The following is a 16,154-nucleotide window of genomic DNA, read 5'->3' as shown; positions in this document are numbered from 1 at the left end:
CGTCCGCATCGGCATCTGCGTCTGCATCAGCATCGGCGTCGGCGTCGGCATCGGCGTCGGCATCTGCATCTGCATCTGCATCTGCATCTGCATCGGCATCGGCATCAGCATCAGCATCAGCGTCCGCGTCTGCATCAGCGTCTGCGTCTGCATCGGCGTCGGCGTCGGCGTCGGCGTCGGCATCAGCGTCGGCATCTGCATCAGCGTCTGCATCAGCGTCTGCATCGGCATCTGCATCTGCATCGGCGTCCGCATCTGCGTCGGCGTCAGCGTCAGCATCGGCGTCGGCATCGGCGTCGGCATCTGCGTCAGCATCAGCGTCTGCATCGGCGTCGCCATCATCCGGCACATGACGGGAGGAGGAAGAAGAGGAACGATTGTCATCAATGATTGCCGCGAGGGCACCTGCGCCCAGCAACCCGAGCACCAGCCAGCCCCAATCAGGCATCCCACCGGCGGCAGCCACCTCAGATACCTCGGCAAAGGCGAAGTCGGCAGTCGACGAGTCGTATTGGCCAAGCCATACAACACCGTTTTCATCCTCGAGCATCAGCTCACTGCGCTCTTCCACACCGGGCACGCCAAAGAAGTTCTTGAGCAGTACCTTCTCGCCACTTTTGAGGACCACCTCCAGGTCATTGCCTACGCGGGTGGTCGATGACAATTGCTCGGGGCCGAAAGGTAACTTGACGACACTGGAATCTGCGAGGGTGATTTCACCGCTCACCGGTACGCTCGTAGATGAACCGCCGCTCTTTTCAATGATATCGATTGTGGCTGCCATGCTGAATTACTCCAAAAACGAATTTCTAGCTTCTTAATTAGCGCTGAACCTATGCACCCAGAACTATCTGGCAAACAAGGGGCGGCTTATCGAGCCGCCCTTGCTGATGCGAGGCAGATTCCCCTTTCAACGCTGGCCGTAAATCATGATCTGCACGCGCCGATTGGGCTGCAGACATTGCTTGAGGGATGCCGTAATTCTGTTGCCTTGGCACTCGATGAGCGGCTCTCTGGAACCACGCCCCTCGGCGGAAATCAGATAACTATTAATTCCTTTGGAAATCAGATGGCTGCGAACCACCTCTGCACGGCGCTTGGAAAGCGCATCGTTGTAGCTGTCAGAACCGATGCGGTCGGTATGACCTACTACAACCACACGGTCGAGTTGCATCTTGTTGGCCACAACATGGGCAGCGAGATCCAGCTCTTTCAGCCCTTCAGCGGAAAGCGTCGCGCTGTCATAACCAAAAAGCACGTCGCTGAACAAGGTGATCTCTTCAACATCCGGAACATCCGGCTGGATCAGTTCTTCGTAGCGCGACTTGCACTGCGGTCTGCGCCACTCGGTGCTGGCTACCTGGCCCGCAGGATCAAAGGCGACGCCGTACTGGCACACCAGATAACTGCCACCGGCCTCCAGGGGCAAATTGATGTTGTAGAGCCACCACCGTTGATTGGTTGCATCGACGGGACCGCCCAGCAGCCTCCTGACGTCGCTTTTGCTGCTGCCGGGAACCACCTGGGAAATAGCCTTTGGCGTAATCGCAACGCCGTCACGTACATAGTCAGGGCCCAGCTCATCCACTTTCACCTGAATATCATCAAACTCCGAAGGTGCCAGCGGCTGCGTACCCCCATTATTTACGCTTGCGCAACCAGTCAAAACGGCCAGCACACACAGGGCTGTTATTCTCATCACGATTCCCATGGGAACTCCATTATCCAAATCCATAGCCAACGGCGAGACCCCACCCGACTCTGACCCAGGCGAGGGTTCTGTATGCCGCTAGCTTAGGCAGTACCAAGAAAGAAGAAATATCAAATTAGTACTAGTCGGAATGGCGCCATATGCAGACATACCGTCACCAGCTCTCTGCGGAAAACTTACTACTTAATAACAAGTGACTATTCCCACCATCACAGCCATACCCTATAAAGCAGCAGTACCAACACGCCATCACTCAGAATCCCACGAACAACCTGCCAACCGACCATTTGGCAGCAGGCCAGGATATGAAACGACAGACAACAGCAACCCGACAGCGGGGCGTGGCCAGCATCGAGTTTGCCGGTATGTTTGTGCTGGTGTTCATGCTGTTTTATGGGATGGTGGGATATTTTGTGCCGTTGTTGCTCGCAGCGAGCTATCAGGAGGTAGCCAGCGAAGCCGCCCGTGAAGCCATTCTGCATAACTATGATCGTGGGGGCGACAGTCGGCGCCTTGCGCTGGCTAAGGCGGTGGTCGAAGATTCTTGGTTACCCGATGACTGGAAAAGTATTTGCAAAGGCTATGACGGCTATCTAAGACAGTCCCCCAAGGAGCTATCTGCTTGCATTAGACATGCAGCTCCCGCTTCCATCATCCCGCAGGTTGCCCTATTCGGCTGGCGCTTCCCGGTACTGCCGCAGGAAATAAAAGGCGAGGCCACCATCCTTCGCCAAGCCAAGGAAGAAGGTTAGTCATGACATTCCCCCATTTACTACTCAACCGGCAAAGACAGCACGGCGCATTTAGCATCATGGCTGCTTTTACTCTTCTGATGCTGCTGATGTTCCTGGTATTGGTGTTGGATAGCGGCCGCCTGTATATGGAACAGCGCAAACTGCAGAAAGTCGCTGATACTGCGGCGCTGGGTGCCCTGTTGTTATTGCCGGATGGTAACTGCTCAACAGATCGGGGGCTGACCAAAACGAATGCCAACGATAACGCTGACGCCAATGGCTTTACGGGCGGTCTGACTCTCCAATGCGTGGATATCGAACAGCTAGACGGCTTACGAGTAGCTACTCCCAACGAGACCAGCGGGCGGGCTGTGGAAGTTACCGTAGCCCATGACGTGCCAAGCAGCCTGATCCTGCAGGTCGGCAGCGTATTCAATAGCAGCCTGACAGATAAAATCACTCTACGCGCCACTGCCGTAGCAGCGCGGGATGAACCGGTGGCGGTTTTTTCAGTTGAGTCTCAATTACTCACCCTAGATGAAAGCGGGCTGTTGGCCAAATTACTCTCAGGAGTTGGCTTGAACACCGAAACACTAAAACTGCTCACCTCGGACGGCTTAGCTGCCGTTAAAATCACTCCTTCCGGCTTACTGAAAGCGCTCGGTGTAAAATCTAATATAGATTTAAAAGCCTTAACACCTGAGGGCCTGATAAAAGAGCTAGGTGTCGGTGCCAACCTGTTCACTCTTCCACAACTACTCGATGCCTCTATAAAGCTCATTGCAGAAGACGCCGCAAACGTTGGCATTGACCTATTGGATGCAGCAGCTATTCCTGTCGGGCTTGAGGATTTACAGCTACAACTTTTCTCAACTTATGACCAATATGGTAATAAAATTCCTGGAATCATATCTGTAGATACCAATGCGCCCTTGGGAGCAGCACTGGATACTCGCATCAATCTTGGGGAGATTCTCAGGACAGCTATCCTTATAGGCGCTCAAGGTAGAGGAATATCCATCGGTGCTCCTTCCGACATTGGAGTACCTGCTGAAAGCCTGGATCTTCTTGGCCTTGTAAAATTAGAAGCAGGCATTGTCGAGCCCCCTTCAATCGGCATTGGCCCTGTGGGTACTACAGCTCACAATGCGCAGATCAGGTTACTGATAGACGCCGACACCAGTGATACCCTGCTGATTGGCGGCCTGTTGGATGCTCTAGACACTCGCGTCCACCTACCCGTCATTATTGAAATCACAAACGCCACTGCAAAGCTGACCAAGCTGACTTGTGATGGCTCTAATCCCGAAGCTGAAATAGAAACCACAGGCTCCATAGCGGATATCTGTATTGGAGATATGCCTGCGGGTACCATGTGGTCTACCAGTGAAAGCTGCTTAGGGAAAGTCGAAGACGTAACCTTGGCAAGCGCTCTCGGCATCAGCTTGGTAAAAGGTAGCATAGGTTTACCTGTACTCAAAAATCCAACAGATGACCGACTATCGTTCACTCTTACCAATTTACCCAGCACTCAGCTTGGCCAACCAAACGAACTTCCCACCGGCACTTTGGTGAAAGAGATTATAGACGAACTTTTGAATTTAACTCTTACCTCTCAGGACATACCAGACGCTATTACTACAGAAATGGCTGAGGATATTGCAAATAGTTACATTAGCAACACCCCCCCAACAAATGGAGAAGAATATACAAACTCTCAACTAGATACGATAAAAGGAAAACTGGAAGAGGATGGCTTTAACTGGGACAACCCCGCCTTGCCTCTCTGCCTTCCAATTGTCGGCTGTATTGAGCTGGGGAAAAAAGCCATGCCAGACAACTGGAGAGACCGCGTGGTGGGTGCTTCTTGTGGATCGGGAAGCCACACGAAAAACTGCGTCAAGTCTTCTTTGATCGAATCGCTACAGTCGAAGTCCAGTACAGCTTCACTTGATGTATGCCTCTTCGGCTTCTGCCTAAGCAAGGTTACCAACCCGCTTTTACAAGGCGTATTAAGCTTAGTAATTGATCCTTTAAAACGCCTCTTAGATTTCGTTGGAGAGTATGTCCTCACTCCTATACTCAGCGACCTTCTGGGACTCAAGATCGGTCAAAGCAAAGTCACCGTACATGATGCAAACTGCGGTGCCCCAAGGCTAGTGCGCTGATGAATATAATCATACGCAGAAAGTTAGCAGAGGCAAAAAAGCAACGCGGCGCGGTCGCCATCGAGTTTGCCGTGTTATTCATGGTGTTCTTTGCTTTGCTGTACGCGATTATCGCCTACAGCATCCCATTTCTGCTGACCCTGAGCTTCAAACAAATCAGCGCCGACGCCGCCAGGGATGCGGTGCGGGTTAGCCCAGTCGTAGAAAGTTATCTTGAGCGTATCAGTCAGCAGGTATACGAGACGGTCGATGGCAGTTGGTTACCATCGGAATGGGTGCAGGACGATTGTCCTGCACCCACACCTGATTGGGACCCCCTCCCTCCATACGAGGGTAAATCATATGGCCATTACCGGGAGGACAAGCAAGCATCTTTTGCCCAACCCCGCTATCACCTGAATATCTGCCTGCAACGCGAATACGACAAAAACCCAATCATCCCAATCCTGCCCGTGTTCGGCGGCATTCCAAACTTACCCAAGGATGAGAACGGCGACACCTTCCTTCGTGGGCGCTCTACTATCCGGCTTTGATGTGCACCAGAAATCTTGACTGCTTGAACACCCGGGCGTCCTGCGGCCGCCGTCGCGGCGTGGCGCCCCTCCTACATGTCAGCGCGAATATTTCAGGGCACGAGTTGTCTGGCTGGGTTCTTTAACTGTAGGAGGCCCGCCTCGGGGCGACGGCGTGCGAAGCGCGCCCTGGGTCAGTACTCAGCGGTTGCGCCCCCCCAGAGCCAGCGCCAGCAGCGTACGGTTATGCATGTTTGTGGCACGCAGCACCTGGGAAACATACAACTTGACGGTGTTCTCCGAAATACCCAGTTCGCAGGAAATCTGGTAGTTGGTCAGCCCTTTGGCCAGCAGTTCAGCGACTTCGATCTGGCGTGGGGATAGCTGGGAATAGCCGGGTAATTCCACAATCGGTAGCGGCTCGACTACCTCAGTGCTACTCAACCCGCTGACACCCTGTTGCAGCTCCTGCAACGACTCGGCCATTTCCTTGATCCGCTCGCTGATCGTTTCCACCTTGGTCGCGGCGAACCGCTGCTGAACACTGGCCTGCAAACGACGGACCCCGACCAGCAAGGCATCCAGATCCAGCGGCTTTTGATAGTAATCAGAAACGCCTGCCCGCAGAGCATCAATGACGTCGTCCTTTTCCGCATCGCCGGTGAACAATATGCTTTCAAATACTCGGTCGGCGGATCGGGTTCGGTTCAGCAGCTTGATCAGCTCGATACCGTTGATTCCCGGCATGCGGTAATCGCTGAGTACCACGCCGATGGTCGCATCCTCGTGGAAGCGCTCAATCGCCTCGGTGGAGCTGACGCAGGCAACGCAGTCCAGGCCGTTGGCGCAAAAGAACTCGGTCAATTCTTCGACAATGAAAGGCTCATTGTCAACAATAAGCACTTTATTCAAATCGTTCATATTGTCGTTGGCCCCCCGCGCAGATACCAGCGGTTACAAATGCAATCAAAAGCAACCGACCCCTTTGATTACGACGAGTCATCCCCCTGCGATTATATGTCGCAGCCTATCCGGGGCAATTTAACACAGCCACCGATAACACGGCGATTTTCCAGACAATTTCAGATTTTTTTATAGCTTAGCAGGAGTTTTCCTTAGGAAAAGCCTGCCTCATCGTTGTTCTTCTCTACTCCCGAGCCCTCGATCTGCCCCATTTTTGGCATATTGTTAACAATCCATGCGCTGAGTGGCGGGGTACGGGTCCCCAACCAGGGTCAAGGCCAGTAGCCATTACGCCCTTGGTCCGATCCAGCTACAATGAAACAACTGCAATCTGAGGCAGGCATCGAAGCGGATGGCAAGATGGTCGAATACAACAACAAGCGTTTTCTCATCGTGGATGACTTCACCGATTTCCGCTCGGCGCTCACCGGCATGCTGCGCCAGATGGGTGTGGAGCATATCGATGTGGCGGTCAATGGTGAGGAGGCACTGGCGCTGTGCCGCAAGCACACCTATGACGTCATTCTCCACGACTACAACCTCGGCAAGGGCAAGAATGGGCAACAGGTACTGGAAGAGCTGCACCATGAAAAGCTGCTCAGCCCGCATTGCATATTCATCATGATCTCCGCCGAAAGCAGCCAGGCCATGGTCATGGCGGCGTTGGAGTGCGAACCGGACAGCTATCTGACCAAACCCTTCAACCTGGCCAGCCTGCAGCAGCGGCTGGACAAGTTGATCGCCATGAAGACCGTGCTGCATCCCGTACTGGATGCGCAGATGCGCGCCGATCATATGGCAGTGCTGGAAGCCTGCGCAGCGGTAATAGCAGCGCATCCACGGTATGCTCCGCAATGCCGCCGGCATCAGGTGACGGCGCTGGCCGCCCTGGACCGACGCCAGGATCAGGAGCGCCTGCTGCAGTCGCTGATCAGCGAGCGGCCACTGCCTTGGGCGCTGGTGGCGCTGGCTGATCTGTGGCGTGAGAACGGCCAGCTGGACCAGGCGCTGGCACTGTATCAGGACGGTATTCGTCAATTCCCGCTGATCCCGGCACTGTACGACGGGCTGGCGGCCACCGAACTGGCCCGCGGCAACCCGGAGGAGGCCCAGCAGCACCTGCAGCAGGGACTGCGTGTTTCGCCCAATTCGCTGCAGCGCCAGGAACGCATGGGGCAGGTCGCGCAACGCAACAATGATCATGAGCAGGCTGCACGGGCCTTCCGCCAGGCCGTCGATCTGGGCCGCAATTCACTGTTCCGCAATGCCGAAAACCATCTGAATCTCGCCTCCAGTCTCACCGCCCAGGCCGAGAACGGGGCACTCGGTCAACGGGCCGTGGCGGAAATTCGTCAGACCCTGGGCGAGCTGGACAAGGCCTGGCGCAACGACCCGGGGCTGTCGGTGCGTTCACGCCTGATGCAGGCCCGCACCCTGGACAAGAGTGGCCAAGCAGTCGAGGCCCGTCGACTGGCAGAGCAGGTGGCGGCTGATGTCGCGCAGCTGGAGAGCTTCTTCGATGCCGAGGTCGCCCTGCAGGTGGCCGGGCAACTGCGTGATCTGGACCAGGCCGGGCCAGCCGATGCGATGTTGGCTACCTGTGTCGAGATGTACGGTGACGACCCGGCGGTATTGGCCGACATCGCCCGGCATACCGACAATCCGGATATCCTTGCGGCCGGCTCTCAGGCACTGGAGTGGAATCGCCAGGCCATCCGGCTGTACCAGCAGAAGAACTATGCCGAGGCGCTACAACGGTTCCGCCAGGCGCTGGCCAGCCAGCCGCGCAATATCAGCTTCGCCTTGAACACCGCACAGTCGCTGCTGCGTCTGATTGCCGCCGATCCGAAACCGGAACTGCTGGCCGAGTGTGAACGCTGCCTGCAGCAGGCGGACGGGATGCCATCCAATGATCATCGCCGCGAGCGCTACCGCAAGCTTCGTGAACGGCTGGAGCAGCTACAGCATCGAAAATGACGCGTTGCTGCACTTATGACCCATCAACACCATGGGTTCTGACGGTTTGCCAGCGGCGCAGGACATGCTTAGCTGAGGGCTCGACAATGATAACAACCGCCCACGGAGCCCTCGCGTATGTTCGATCGTCATTACGCCGTCTGGCCTGATCTGGTACCGCATTTTCTCAACCTGCCAGCCACCAGTCTCTATACCAACCTGAGCATCTCCGCCCTGCGTTACCCGCAACACCCCGCCATCCTCTATTACGGCTCCACGCTGACCTACGCCGAACTCGAACGCCAGGCCGAGGCGCTGGCCGGTTATCTGCAGCGTGCTGGCGTAAAGGCGGGCGACCGTGTCTTGCTGTATATGCAGAACAGTCCGCAATTCGTCATCGGCTTCTACGCCATTCTGCGGGCCAATGCCGTGGTGGTGCCGGTCAACCCGATGAACCGCAAGGCCGAACTGGAATACCTGATCGCCGACACTGAGGCGCAGGTCGCCCTGTGCGGCCGCGAACTGCTGGATAACATCGGCGATCTGCTCGGCAATACCGGACTGCGCGAAGTGGTAGTCGCCACCTACGGCGACTACGTGCGTGAACCCACCGATCTGGAACTGCCCGAGGCAGTGACCCTGTCCGCCGACATGCTCCATCGCGATGGCCTTACCGCCTGGCAGCAGGCTCTGGATGCCGCCTACGAGCCGGGGCCGCTGACGGCCGGGCCAGATGACCTGTGCGTGATTCCCTACAGCTCCGGCACCACCGGCAACCCCAAGGGTTGCGCGCATACCCACCACAGCGCCATGGCAACCACGGTCTATCCGTCGGTCTGGGGCAATAGTCAGCATAATGGCGTGCAACTGGTGTCAGTACCCATGTTCCATGTCACCGGCATGCAGGTGTGCATGAATGCTGCCATTTATCTCGGTGCCACCCAGGTGATCATGACCCGCTGGGACCGGCGGACCGCAGCGAAGTTGATCGAGCGTCACGGCATCACCGCCTGGCGCAATATCCCGACCATGGTGGTGGACTTGCTGTCCGATCCGGATATCGATCAGTACGATATCAGCAGCCTGCAGGCCATCGGCGGCGGCGGTGCTGCCATGCCGGCTGCCATTGCCGCCAAGTTGGAAGGCAAACTGGGGCTGCGCTATTCCGAGGGCTACGGCCTGTCGGAAACTCTCAGCGCCACCCACATGAACCCACCGCTGGCGGCCAAGCCGCAGTGCCTGGGCATTCCGATCATCGGGGTCGACTCGCGGGTGGTCGATGTGGATAGCCTGCAGGAAGTCGGCGTGGGCGAGGTCGGTGAGATCGTGTTGCAGGGCGAGCAATTGTTTCAAGGCTACTGGCGCCGCCCGGAGGCCACCGCCGAGGCTTTCATCGAGCTGGATGGCAAACGCTTCTTCCGCACTGGTGATCTGGGTTATTACGACGAAGAGGGTTACTTCTTCCTGGTGGATCGGGTCAAGCGGATGATCAACGCCTCGGGCTACAAGGTCTGGCCGGCGGAGGTGGAGTCCCTGCTATACAGCCACCCGGCGGTGCAGGAGGTGTGCGTGATCTCGGTGCCGGATGAGCGCCGCGGGGAAACAGTGAAGGCGGTGGTGGTGCTGGCGGCCGGACATGCCGATACCAGTGCTGATGACATCGTCAGTTGGTGCCAGGCCAATATGTCGGCCTACAAATGCCCGAAACTGGTGCAATTCACCGACGCCCTGCCCAAATCACCTACCGGCAAGATCATGTGGCGAGCCTTGCAGGAGCAGGAGTGGGCAGAAGGTTGAGCTGACTGCGCCGCACCGGAAGCGCGGCGCAGCGTCCGAATTGATCAGTCTACGCAGCGATGGGATTGGGACGCAGAGCGTCCCGGCAGGCATTCCCACGCTGGAGCGTGGGAATGATCGGATAATGGAGCCAGCACTCGGTTTTGATGGTTCCCATGCTCCGCGTGGGAACCGCGCCGTGGACGCTCCTGCGTCCGAACTGGCAGGTTGCACGGCTGCGGGGTGAGATGCACTCAGTCGGCGATATGCACCAGCTGCTTGCCGAAGTTCTTGCCGTTGAGCATACCCTTGAAAGCTTCTACCGCGTTGTCCAGCCCTTCGGCAACCGTCTCGCTGTATTTGATATTCCCGCTGGCCACCTGCTCGGCCAGTAGCGTGGTGATTTCCTGGTGTCGGTCCTGCCATTCGGTGACCAGGAAGAAACGGTGCTCCGGCGGGTTTTCCAGTTTGCCGAAAATGTGGAACGGGGTTTCTACCTTGCTGGCGTCCTCGGCGTTGTAGGCCGAGACATAACCGCAGATCGGCACCCGAGAGCCGTCGTTGAGCAGCTTGGCTACCGCCCGGCTGACATCCCCGCCGACGTTCTCGAAATACACATCAATACCGTCCGGGCAGGCTGCTGCCAGATCCGCATCCAGGTTGCCCGCCTTGTAATCAACACAGGCATCAAAACCCAGCTCATCCACCACGAAGTGGCATTTTTCCGCACCACCGGCGACGCCAACCACACGACAGCCAAGCTGTTTGGCTGTCTGGCCCACCACGCTACCGACCGGGCCGGAAGCAGCAGCGACCACCACGGTTTCCCCAGCCTTGGGTTTGCCGACATAGGTCAGCCCACAATAACCGGTACGCCCGGGCATGCCAGCCACACCCAGATAAGCCTGCAGCGGCACGCCACGAGGATCGATCTTATAGATCATCGGCGCATCGCCGGGCACCACGCTGTATTCCTGCCAGCCGGAATAACAGGTGACCAGATCGCCTTCGCTGTAGTTCGGCGATTTCGACTCGATCACCCGGCCGACGCTTTCGCCGACCATGACTTCGCCGATACCAACCGGGTCCATATAGCCCTTGGCATCATTCATGCGCGGACGCATGTAGGGATCAAGTGACAGCCACAGTGTCTTGATCAGGATTTCACCGTCGCGCAGCTCGCGCACGGGATGTTCTTTCAGGACGAGATCACCGTCGCGGATTTCCCCTTGGGGACGCTTGTTGAGTATTATTTTTCGGTTGGTATAAGCAGACATGACAACCTCGCATGATCCGTGGGTGAAGCGGGCCCGAGCCCGATGTGTGCCTGATCATAAACCAGTGCTGAAGCAGTTCCGCCTGTTATTCACGGGAATGATCAGATGACAGCAATAGTCCTGCATGCGGCTGAAGAAGGTCGGCCGGCAGCACGTCATGGAATATCAGCTGGTTACGTCCCAGATGCTTGCCTCGGTAGAGTCGCTGATCCGCGCAGCGGTAAAGCTGCTCAGCGTCTTTCGCATCCACTGGCCATTCGGCGAGGCCAAAGGTAGCGGACAGGGGTATTTCCTGCTCGCCGTAGTACAGCGGAGTGGTCGCTATCTGCAGCCGCAGTGCTTCGACCAGCGGCCGCGCCTCGGCGCTATCGGTGCGGCGCAACAGGATGGCGAACTCCTCTCCGCCGAGTCGGGCCAGCATGTCGGTCTTGCGCAGACGTGCGTCGATGCAGGCACAGATGTGCCGCAGCGCCTGATCACCCGCCTCGTGTCCCCAGCGGTCGTTGACTACTTTGAAGTGGTCCAGATCCAGCAACACCAGTACCAGACACTCATCGCTGCGCCCACCGAGGGCGATACTGTCATCCAGCAGTCGTTGGAAGCTGCTGCGATTGGCCACGCCGGTCAGTCCATCAGTTTCCGCCAGTTCCCGCAATAGCTGCTGGGCAGCGGCCCGCCGTGCCTCATAGACGTGCACGAACAGCATGATCAACAGACCGCAGAGCAATGCATTGCCCATATCGATCACACCCGCCCCCTGCAGCTGGCCCGGATGCTTGATCAGGTAGGCGATTATGGCAACGATAGCGAAGGGTACCGTGACGATGAAGCCAGCGGCCTTGCCCAGCAGCAGATAGGCCATCAGTGGAATCATGTAGACCCAGACGAAAGCCGAAACGGATGCCTCGGGCATGATGATGATGTAGATGAGGAAACTGTAGGTGGGCAGCAGGTAAAGGTAGATCCAGGGAGTCAGGTTACGCACATGGGCGAGTCGGTAAGCGCCACCGAGCAGCAGCACACTGCCGACGGCTTCGATACCCGCCATCGGCAGGTTGCCATTGAGCCCCTGCAGCACTGCGAAAAAACCGATGGTCAGTCCTGTCGAGACGTAGATCAGCCGCATCAGGACGCGGCTGTCCTCCTGTTCCAACCCGCCGCGTCTTTTGTCTGTCGTCTGTTTTTTGACAGTATTCCCTGACATGACCGCCTCCCTGACAAAAAATTGATTATAGGTCAGGGATCTTCGAATGCCAGTTACTGCTCAGGAGGATTCATTCTCCTGCAGATACTGATCCTTCAGGCGCACATAGTTACCCGCGGTATAGGTAAAGAATGACCTTTCCTTTTCGCTCAGCGGCCGCACTTCCCGCGCTGGGCTACCCATGTACATATAACCGCTGCGCAACGTTTTGTTGGCGGGCACCAGGCTCCCGGCACCCAGGACCACTTCATCTTCAATGACGGCGCCGTCCATGACGATGCTGCCCATGCCGATGAGTATCCGGCTACCTATGGTGCAGCCGTGCAGCAGCACCTTGTGGCCGATGGTCACGTCGTCACCGATGATCAGCGGATAGCCGTCCGGGCTGAAGGGGCCGGCGTGGGTGATATGCAATACACTGCCGTCCTGAACGCTGGTGCGCGCACCGATACGGATACGATGCATGTCACCACGGATCACCGTGGCCGGCCATACCGAGCAGTCGTCGCCCAGTTCCACATCTCCCAGAACCACCGCGCTGCTGTCGACCAGCACGCGCTCGCCCAGTTGCGGAGTCTTGCCCGCGAATCGGCGTATATTCATCACTTACCCCTTGAATTGGCTGGCTGTCGCCTGCATCTATAGTAGTAATTGTGTTCCGGCCTTTGCCGAGCGCCAATCACCGTCTGGTTGTTATCATGACGGTCATTGTACGAGCCCACGCTATTCAGGAAACCCCGTCATGTCCAATCCGCTGCTGCAATCCTACGACCTGCCCCCGTTCAGCTCAATCCAGCCGAGCCATGTTAAACCGGCCATCGAGCAGGTGCTGGCGGACAGTCGGGCACAGCTGGCTGCGTTGTTGGACAGCCCGCCGGCGCAGTGGAACTGGGACACCCTGATCGAGCCACTGGATGAGATCGGTGAGCGTCTGACCCTCGCCTGGTCACCAGTCAGCCACCTGAATGCGGTAATGAACAGCGCCGAGCTGCGCGATGCCTATAACAGCTGCCTGCCGCTGCTCAGCGAGTTCTCCACCGAGATGGGCCAGAATCAGGCGCTGTATGCCGCCTATCGCCAGTTGGCAGATAGTGATGGTTTCAGCCAGCTCGACGCTGCCCAGCAGACCATCATCGAACATGCCCTGCGCGACTTTCGTCTGTCCGGTATCGCCCTGCCGCCGGAGCAACAGAAGCGCTACGGTGAATTGCAGATGCGCCTGTCGGAACTGCAGAGCCGGTTTTCCAACCAGCTGATGGACGCCACACAAGCCTGGACCAAGCATATTACCGATGCCAGCCAGCTTGATGGCCTGCCCGACTCGGCCATGGCCCAGGCACAACAGGCGGCCGCAGCCCGCGAGCTGGACGGCTGGCTGATCACCCTGGAATTCCCCAGCTACTACGCGGTGATGACCTATGCCAATGACCGTGCCCTGCGCGAGGAAGTGTATACCGCCTATTGCACCCGCGCCTCGGATCAAGGCCCGAACGCCGGTGACAATGACAATGGCCCGCTGATTGAAGAGATCCTGCAGCTGCGCCACGAGCTGGCCCAGTTGCTCGGTTATGCCAATTACGCCGAACTGTCGCTGGCAACCAAGATGGCCGACAGCACCGATCAGGTACTGGGTTTCCTGCGCGACCTCGGTCAGCGCAGCCGCCCGTTTGCCGAAGCCGATCTGCAGGCGCTGCAGGATTTCGCGGCGAGCAAGGGCTGCACCGAGCTGCAGAGCTGGGACACCGGTTACTACGCAGAACAACTGCGCCAGCACCGCTACGCCATCTCCCAGGAAGAACTGCGTCCCTGGTTCCCGGTGGATCGGGTGCTGCAGGGCATGTTCGGCGTGGTCGGCCGGCTGTATGGCATCGAATTGCGCGAGGTGAGCGACTTCGAGCGCTGGCATGCCGATGCCCGGCTGTTCGAAGTGCTGGAGAATGGCGAGGTGATTGGACGTTTCTTCCTCGATCTGTATGCCCGCAGCCACAAACGCGGCGGTGCCTGGATGGACGGTGCCCGTGATCGCCGACGTCTGCCTGGCGGCGAGCTGCAGCGACCGATTGCCTATCTGGTGTGCAACTTCACGCCGCCAGTCGCTACTGCGGCCGTGGGCGAGCAGCCGGCGTTGCTGACCCATGATGAAGTCACCACCCTGTTCCATGAGTTCGGCCATGGCCTGCACCATCTGCTGACCCGCGTCGACTATCCGTCAGCCTCCGGCATCAATGGCGTGGCCTGGGATGCGGTGGAGCTGCCCAGCCAGTTCATGGAGAACTGGTGCTGGGAGCCGGAAGGTCTGGCGCTGATTTCCGGGCACCATGAAACGGGCGAGCCATTGCCCCGCGATCTGCTGGATAAGATGCTGGCAGCGCGCAACTTCCAGTCCGGCTTGGGCATGCTGCGCCAGATCGAGTTCTCGCTGTTCGACTTCGAGCTACACGCCCAGGATGGTAACAGCCGCAGCGCGCGTGAGGTGCTGCAAGCGGTACGCAATGAGATTTCGGTCATGCCGCCGCCGGCCTTCAACCGTTTCGAGAACGGTTTTGCACATATCTTCGCCGGGGGCTATGCCGCCGGTTACTACAGCTACAAGTGGGCCGAAGTGCTGTCAGCCGATGCCTTCTCCCGCTTCGAGGAGGAAGGCATCTTCAATGCCGAGACCGGCAAAGCCTTCCGCGACAACATTCTGGCCCGGGGCGGCAGCCGCGAACCTATGGAGCTGTTCGTTGCCTTTCGTGGGCGCGAGCCATCCGTGGACGCGTTGCTGCGCCACAGCGGCCTGATCGGGGAGCAAGCAGCATGAGCAATCAATCGGAACCGGTAAAACGCTTCATCGCTGGGGCGGTTTGCCCGGCGTGCAGCAAGATGGACACCATCCGCATGTATCAGGTGGAAGATGTGCCACATCGCGAGTGCGTTGCCTGTGGTTATGCTGACACCCTGGATGAACGGGGCAATTCCGTGCCCCGGGAGATACCCACCCGCGTGACCATACAGCCGTCGAGCAAACCGGCGGCTACATCACATGTGGCGCAGTTCTATCCCAATCCGAAGTTGAAGAAGAAGGATTGAGCAGTGGCTACAGACACTTACCCTGTGGGAGCGGGCTTGCCCGCGAAGGGCCCGGCAGAAAAGCTTCGCGGGCAAGCCCGCTCCTACAGCCGCGCAGCCCTTTCACCGCCACATCATTCACGGATCAATCAGGCATCCTCTCGCCAGGTAAGTCCGACGCCCAGCTCCTCGGCCATGCTCGGCCAGCGGCGCCACATGTCCTGACGCAGGTCTTCATCAATACCGGCCTTGTAGGCCAGAAACGCCGGACTGTCGAACACGTCTTCCGGCAATAAACCGTTTACCGCCTCGTCCACCGCCGCATCCAGCTGGTTGGCATATTCCTCACCCAGCAGCTCATACACGATGACGTTGGCCTTGGTGTTGCTCATTGGAATCAGCGATTCGCCACCATGATTGACGTAGCGGTCGTTGACCTCTTCCACCAGACGGTGGGCCAGATAAGCTTCATCCAGCAGGACCAGCAAGCCCCGATCAGCTTCCGGCGTAGCCGAGGGTTGCAGGAAGAAATCTTCCGCCACCTTCAACACCGGAATCAGCTGGGGCCGCATCTTTGCATGGTTGGCTACCGACTGGGCGGCCTCCAATATATCCGGCACCCGTTCTATATAAGCCTGAATGAAATTGAATAGTGTGTTACCGGCATTATCGCGCATACGGATGGTCCGGTGCAGTGCCGGTAGCTTTCGATCAAGCCATTGGCGCAAGGCGTCGGTGCTGCCTTCCTCTTCGCGCGCCGTGCGGACACGCTCTCGTAACTCGGAAATCTTCATGAATACTC

The 16,154-nt window shown here is 57.8% G+C and carries 14 protein-coding genes; 7 read left to right on the top strand and 7 right to left on the bottom strand.

Annotation, left to right across the window (positions count from 1 at the left end):
- Nucleotides 1-784 (bottom strand): BapA/Bap/LapF family prefix-like domain-containing protein (locus INT39_RS14330; RefSeq protein ID WP_193074656.1); only part of this gene is annotated, 784 nt, incomplete at its 3' end.
- Nucleotides 785-910: 126 nt separating this feature from the next.
- Nucleotides 911-1,711 (bottom strand): OmpA family protein, encoded by an 801-nt coding sequence (locus INT39_RS14325; RefSeq protein ID WP_193074655.1) that lies wholly within the window; start codon nt 1,709-1,711, stop codon nt 911-913.
- Nucleotides 1,712-2,016: 305 nt separating this feature from the next.
- On the opposite strand from INT39_RS14325, the gene INT39_RS14320 reads away from it, so the two are divergent.
- The 3 genes from INT39_RS14320 to INT39_RS14310 are packed head-to-tail and all read left to right on the top strand — an operon-like array spanning nt 2,017 to nt 5,146.
- Nucleotides 2,017-2,463: a TadE/TadG family type IV pilus assembly protein gene (locus INT39_RS14320; RefSeq protein WP_226944790.1), complete on the top strand. Its 447-nt coding sequence runs from the start codon at nt 2,017-2,019 to the stop codon at nt 2,461-2,463.
- Between the two features lie 2 nt (nt 2,464-2,465).
- The gene (locus INT39_RS14315; protein ID WP_193074654.1) at nt 2,466-4,613 is read left to right on the top strand and encodes a pilus assembly protein TadG-related protein; all 2,148 of its coding nucleotides are present in this window, start codon (nt 2,466-2,468) and stop codon (nt 4,611-4,613) included.
- Nucleotides 4,613-5,146, top strand: a complete 534-nt coding sequence (locus INT39_RS14310) for a TadE/TadG family type IV pilus assembly protein (RefSeq protein WP_193074653.1) — start codon at nt 4,613-4,615, stop codon at nt 5,144-5,146. The genes INT39_RS14315 and INT39_RS14310 overlap by 1 nt, the downstream gene beginning before the upstream one ends.
- A gap of 180 nt (nt 5,147-5,326) precedes the next feature.
- Here INT39_RS14310 and INT39_RS14305 read toward each other — a convergent pair whose 3' ends face one another.
- Nucleotides 5,327-6,046 carry a response regulator transcription factor gene (locus INT39_RS14305; protein ID WP_193074652.1) on the bottom strand — a complete coding sequence of 240 codons (720 nt, stop codon included), beginning with the start codon at nt 6,044-6,046 and terminating at the stop codon, nt 5,327-5,329.
- A 357-nt stretch (nt 6,047-6,403) separates the two neighbouring features.
- On the opposite strand from INT39_RS14305, the gene INT39_RS14300 reads away from it, so the two are divergent.
- The gene (locus tag INT39_RS14300; RefSeq protein WP_193074651.1) at nt 6,404-8,065 is read left to right on the top strand and encodes a tetratricopeptide repeat-containing response regulator; all 1,662 of its coding nucleotides are present in this window, start codon (nt 6,404-6,406) and stop codon (nt 8,063-8,065) included.
- Nucleotides 8,066-8,182: 117 nt separating this feature from the next.
- Nucleotides 8,183-9,841: a long-chain-fatty-acid--CoA ligase gene (locus INT39_RS14295; RefSeq protein WP_193074650.1), complete on the top strand. Its 1,659-nt coding sequence runs from the start codon at nt 8,183-8,185 to the stop codon at nt 9,839-9,841.
- Between the two features lie 233 nt (nt 9,842-10,074).
- On the opposite strand, the gene INT39_RS14290 is transcribed toward INT39_RS14295, so the two are convergent.
- From INT39_RS14290 to INT39_RS14280, 3 genes are all read right to left on the bottom strand, one after another.
- Nucleotides 10,075-11,097, bottom strand: a complete 1,023-nt coding sequence (locus INT39_RS14290) for an NADP-dependent oxidoreductase (protein WP_193074649.1) — start codon at nt 11,095-11,097, stop codon at nt 10,075-10,077.
- Between the two features lie 85 nt (nt 11,098-11,182).
- The gene (locus tag INT39_RS14285) at nt 11,183-12,301 is read right to left on the bottom strand and encodes a GGDEF domain-containing protein (protein ID WP_193074648.1); all 1,119 of its coding nucleotides are present in this window, start codon (nt 12,299-12,301) and stop codon (nt 11,183-11,185) included.
- A 60-nt stretch (nt 12,302-12,361) separates the two neighbouring features.
- On the bottom strand, nt 12,362-12,904 hold the full coding sequence (locus INT39_RS14280; RefSeq protein WP_193074647.1) for a gamma carbonic anhydrase family protein: 543 nt from the start codon (nt 12,902-12,904) through the stop codon (nt 12,362-12,364).
- 139 nt (nt 12,905-13,043) lie between these two features.
- Here INT39_RS14280 and prlC point away from each other — a divergent pair, with 139 nt between their 5' ends.
- Nucleotides 13,044-15,104, top strand: a complete 2,061-nt coding sequence (gene prlC, locus INT39_RS14275; RefSeq protein ID WP_193074646.1) for an oligopeptidase A — start codon at nt 13,044-13,046, stop codon at nt 15,102-15,104.
- Entirely contained in the window at nt 15,101-15,373 is a 273-nt protein-coding gene (locus INT39_RS14270) for a YheV family putative zinc ribbon protein (RefSeq protein ID WP_193074645.1), read from the top strand. The genes prlC and INT39_RS14270 overlap by 4 nt, the downstream gene beginning before the upstream one ends.
- A gap of 128 nt (nt 15,374-15,501) precedes the next feature.
- Here the strand turns inward: INT39_RS14270 and INT39_RS14265 are convergent, their stop codons facing one another.
- Entirely contained in the window at nt 15,502-16,146 is a 645-nt protein-coding gene (locus INT39_RS14265) for a hypothetical protein (protein WP_193074644.1), read from the bottom strand.
- Nucleotides 16,147-16,154: the final 8 nt, after the last annotated feature.

This window comes from Pseudomonas sp. FME51 (assembly GCF_014897305.1).
Note: the sequence above shows the minus strand (reverse complement) of the source record. Positions and strands in the feature narration are given on the sequence as shown.

Coding starts and splice junctions, on each gene's coding strand:
- INT39_RS14270 (WP_193074645.1), top strand. CDS start 15,101: ATGAGCAATCAATCGGAACCGGTAAAACGCTTCATCGCTGGGGCGGTT.
- INT39_RS14280 (WP_193074647.1), bottom strand. CDS start 12,904: ATGAATATACGCCGATTCGCGGGCAAGACTCCGCAACTGGGCGAGCGC.
- INT39_RS14310 (WP_193074653.1), top strand. CDS start 4,613: ATGAATATAATCATACGCAGAAAGTTAGCAGAGGCAAAAAAGCAACGC.
- INT39_RS14300 (WP_193074651.1), top strand. CDS start 6,404: ATGAAACAACTGCAATCTGAGGCAGGCATCGAAGCGGATGGCAAGATG.
- prlC (WP_193074646.1), top strand. CDS start 13,044: ATGTCCAATCCGCTGCTGCAATCCTACGACCTGCCCCCGTTCAGCTCA.
- INT39_RS14265 (WP_193074644.1), bottom strand. CDS start 16,146: ATGAAGATTTCCGAGTTACGAGAGCGTGTCCGCACGGCGCGCGAAGAG.
- INT39_RS14285 (WP_193074648.1), bottom strand. CDS start 12,301: ATGTCAGGGAATACTGTCAAAAAACAGACGACAGACAAAAGACGCGGC.
- INT39_RS14295 (WP_193074650.1), top strand. CDS start 8,183: ATGTTCGATCGTCATTACGCCGTCTGGCCTGATCTGGTACCGCATTTT.
- INT39_RS14315 (WP_193074654.1), top strand. CDS start 2,466: ATGACATTCCCCCATTTACTACTCAACCGGCAAAGACAGCACGGCGCA.
- INT39_RS14305 (WP_193074652.1), bottom strand. CDS start 6,046: ATGAACGATTTGAATAAAGTGCTTATTGTTGACAATGAGCCTTTCATT.
- INT39_RS14320 (WP_226944790.1), top strand. CDS start 2,017: ATGAAACGACAGACAACAGCAACCCGACAGCGGGGCGTGGCCAGCATC.
- INT39_RS14325 (WP_193074655.1), bottom strand. CDS start 1,711: ATGGGAATCGTGATGAGAATAACAGCCCTGTGTGTGCTGGCCGTTTTG.
- INT39_RS14290 (WP_193074649.1), bottom strand. CDS start 11,097: ATGTCTGCTTATACCAACCGAAAAATAATACTCAACAAGCGTCCCCAA.